Source organism: Roseiarcus sp., assembly GCF_052145395.1.
In the GTDB taxonomy this organism is placed as follows: domain Bacteria; phylum Pseudomonadota; class Alphaproteobacteria; order Rhizobiales; family Beijerinckiaceae; genus Roseiarcus.
This window is the reverse complement of record NZ_JBKQOT010000532.1, coordinates 1-3,681: the sequence shown is the minus strand read 5'-3', so window position 1 is coordinate 3,681 and position 3,681 is coordinate 1. Positions and strand designations below refer to the sequence as shown.

Genomic DNA, 3,681 nt, shown 5'->3' with positions numbered 1-3,681 from the left:
ACCTTCAACTGGGCGAGGCTCGCGTGCCCGGCGTTGGCCTTCCGCCACGCCGCCCCGTGCGCGCGAAAGACGTCGGCGACCTCGAGGCGAGGCCGCGCCACGCGGCCTCAGGTCAGGCGGGCGGCGTTTTCTTCGTCAGCTTGATGTCCAGCCGGTCCAGCGGCCTCATGTCCCGCACCGGCGTGACCTCAATCATCGCCCTCGCGGTTGCCGCGATCGCGGTCGCGAGCGCCGTCCTGTTGATTTTGGACCTCTCAAATCCGTACTCGGGTGTATTTCGCGCCTCCCCGGCGCCGCTCGAACAGGCCTTGGCGGTGATGGGCAAGGAATGAAACGAATTTGGCGTCGCCCCAACGCCCGCGACCCCGAGGTCGAAAGTCCGGATTGGGCGGATTCTGCGCTTTGAGGCAACGACCGCTTACCTGCCCACTCTCGCCGTTCGCAGTCGCTGTTTGCAACGGCAGGTCTACGTCGAGAGCAGTCAAACTTGCGCATCGCGCCGACAGCTTCGTCCGCCCTACCCCACGCTCGCCGCCATTTTCGGCGATGAACGAGATGGTTTGCCGGGACGCGCTCCAAAGGCGAAGCGGAGGCCACGCGAACCAGGCGACGCGCCGGACCCCATCGAGAAACTTGTGCGGGTCGTTGGCCAAAAATCTTCGGCTGATGAACTGCCCGGTCGGCGGCGTCCGCCTTCCTCAATCGCTCCCGCCGCCGTCGTCGACAAGGCAAGCGCTCGGCCGTCGGCGTCGAGGCGTGCGGATGGCCAAGGGGGTGAGATGACACGCGGCGGCAGGGGCGTTCTCAAGCGATGGCGAGGCGTCGGCCTCGCGCGCGTCCCTCGCTGACGAGGTGATCAGTTTCGCGCACACGAATCGTGCGATGTCACACGCGTCGCACGGGGCGACTCCTGCGCGTTCCAAACATCGCGACCGAACGAAGCATCCGCCGAGGAAGTTTCGATGAAGCACCCGACTCCGATCACCTGGGAATGGTGGCGTGTGACGCTCGCCAATCTCGTCAAGGCGTGCGTGGCGCCGCGCGAACCGTCGCACGATGAGACTTACGCGCGCGTTGAGGACCACGACGAGCGGATGCGTGCGGCGTTGCGTGGGGAAGTCCGGCGACCGCGCCAGGCCGCGTGACGCCCTCCGCGTTCTCTGTTGCGATCCGGTGGCGCCGCGCAGAACGTCGCGTTCGCGGGATGATCGCCGAAAGGGCGGTTGCAATCCTTCAGGCTCGGAATTGCAGGCGGATAGATGGCCATTAGAGCCTGGCCTTGCGCCGCACGCCAGGCGTCAGTTGCTAGCGCCAGCAATCGCGCACGATCGGCGCGGGCTGGCGGGACACGTCGAGTGCAGCGGCGCGAGGTTTCCGACGCGCGATTCATGCTTCGCGATGAATAGGCGGCGGATCGCGGATTGGCCTTTGGTCAGGCTGTACAAGTTGCACATGAGAACGGACGATGAAGCGGGAGGCGCCACCCCGGCGCCAGCCGACGCTTACGCGTCCAGGAAGCGGTGCAGGCAATCCGATGGTTGGAATTGATTGGAATCGCGGCACTCCGCCAAGATCGGTGCACGGGCGGCTTCTCTTGCTGGTCGCCACGCCCGGAAAAGGAAATCACGATATTGCGGAGGACAATAGGCCGGGCATCTACATCGGTCATTGGAAGCATCAGGAAGGCTGGTTCCCGGTGAGAGTATGGGGCATGAACGAAGCCAACGCCCGCTCGCCGCTAAACGTCATGTTTTGGGCTGAGTTGGACGGTCCGCCTGGCGTGGAATTGAGGGCGCTTACAGAAAATCATATCAGCGGCTGAACGCCCGGCGTGCGGTCAATGTCGGAACCGGGGCGAGCGGGTTCCTGAAAGAGCTTTGTGACGACGAAATTGGAAAAGCTGTCGGTCAGCGCTCGCCGCCACATCCTGAGGCTATCGAACGGGCGGGCCAGTCTCGTCGGCGGCGGTATGCCAAAAGTCGAGGCCTTTCCCAGACTGACGATCCCGCGCCGTCGCGGTTCGGTGCTCAACCGAACGGGAACCAGTCGGACAGAGCCGCGTCGGCGCCGATCGTTCGCGTGGTTGAACTGGCGGAGGCGCGTCGCACTCACACACTACGTAGAAACCCTAATTGCGCACTCACGCTGGATGATGTCGAACAGCGGCGCGACGCCGCCGGAGATCAGCGGAGCCCTCGCCCAAAGCCCCATATGGGCCTGCCAAGAGTTCCGGGGGACACCGGCTGGCGTCGCGACCCACGACGTGGAGCGGGAGCGCCGCCGGGGGGCCGGCCAGGCTCAAAAACCCCCTCAAGGCCCCGTTCTGAATCCGCCGCCATCCCCTCCGGCAATCGAGGGAGGAGTCTCATGCCTGTCAAGATCATTCCGCCGACCCCTTCGGCCTATAAGTATCCGCTGCTGATCAAGCATCTCTTGCACACGCCCATGGTTCGTTCGCCGGATCAGGAGATCGTCTATCGCGACCTTCGCCGCCGGACGTACCGCGAGTTTCGCGAGCGGATCGGACGGCTGGCGAGCGGCCTCACTCAGATTGGCGTCGATCAGGGCGACATCGTCGCGATCCTCGAGTGGGACAGCGACCGCTACCACGAATGCTACTTCGCCATCCCGATGATGGCGCGGTGATGCAGACGGTGAACGTCAGCCTCGTTCCCGAGGACATCGCCTACACGATCATCGACAGCGGCGCGACAACGGTGCTGTTCAACGCCGACTTCCTGCCGCTCATCGAGAAGCTCGCGCCCCATCTGAAGGCGGTGAAGAATTACATCCTGATGCACGACCGGCCGGAGCCGCCGAAGACCGACTTCCCGATCAAGGCCGAATACGAAACGCTGCTGTCGGTCGGCTCGCCCTATTTCCCGTTCCCCGATTTCGACGAGAACGCCTGCGCGACGATCTTCTATACAACGGGGACGACCGGCCGGCCGAAGGGCGTCTATTTCAGCCATCGGCAGCTGGTGCTGCACACGCTCACGGGCCTCGTCGAATATGGCCTCGCCCCCCGCCACGGCCGCTTCCATCGCGATGACGTCTATATGCCAATGACGCCGATGTTCCATGTTCACGCCTGGGGCTGCCCGTATTGCGCGACGCTCGCGGGCGCGAAGCTGGTGTTCGCCGGCCGCTATGAGCCGGACATGTTTGTGAAGCTGATCGAAACCGAAAAGGTGACGTTCACCCATTGCGTGCCGACTCTGCTGCAGATGCTGCTCTCCGCGCCGGGAATCGACCGGGTCGATTTGAGTCATCTCAAGATGGTGGTTGGGGGCTCCGCGCTTCCACCCGCGCTTGCGCGGGCCGCGCTCGCGCGCGGCATGGACGTCTTTGCGGCCTACGGATTGTCAGAGGCCGGCCCGACGATGACCGCCGCGCATCTCAAGTCGCAGCATGAGGGCAGCCTCAAAGAGGAAGTCCGGCATCGGATCCTGGCGGGGATCGCCGTACCGCTCGTCGACCTTCGCGTCGTCGACGAGAACATGGCCGACGTGCCGCATGACGGTGAGGCGGTCGGCGAGATCGTCGCGCGCGCGCCGTGGTTCTCCACCGGCTACCTCAACAATCCTGAGGCTTCGGAAGTCCTTTGGGGCGGGGGTTACCTCTACACCGGCGACGTCGCCTCGATCGATCCGGACGGCTATATCCGCGTCGCCGACCGGC

2 protein-coding genes and 2 pseudogenes are annotated in these 3,681 nt (G+C 64.5%); all 4 read left to right on the top strand.

The features are described from left to right. A pseudogene (locus ACLP25_RS18285) lies at positions 1–332 on the top strand (hypothetical protein); the annotation flags it as partial. Positions 333–962: 630 nt separating this feature from the next. Next, a complete protein-coding gene (locus ACLP25_RS18280; protein ID WP_442470595.1) occupies positions 963–1,145 on the top strand; it encodes a hypothetical protein in 183 nt (60 codons plus the stop codon). 449 nt (positions 1,146–1,594) lie between these two features. Then, positions 1,595–1,822 carry a hypothetical protein gene (locus tag ACLP25_RS18275; protein ID WP_442470594.1) on the top strand — a complete coding sequence of 76 codons (228 nt, stop codon included), beginning with the start codon at positions 1,595–1,597 and terminating at the stop codon, positions 1,820–1,822. A 389-nt stretch (positions 1,823–2,211) separates the two neighbouring features. After that, positions 2,212–3,681, top strand: a pseudogene (locus tag ACLP25_RS18270) (AMP-binding protein); the annotation flags it as partial.

Bases quoted from the DNA above. Each gene is read 5' to 3' on its own strand.
- ACLP25_RS18280 (WP_442470595.1), top strand. From the start codon at position 963: ATGAAGCACCCGACTCCGATCACCTGGGAATGGTGGCGTGTGACGCTC.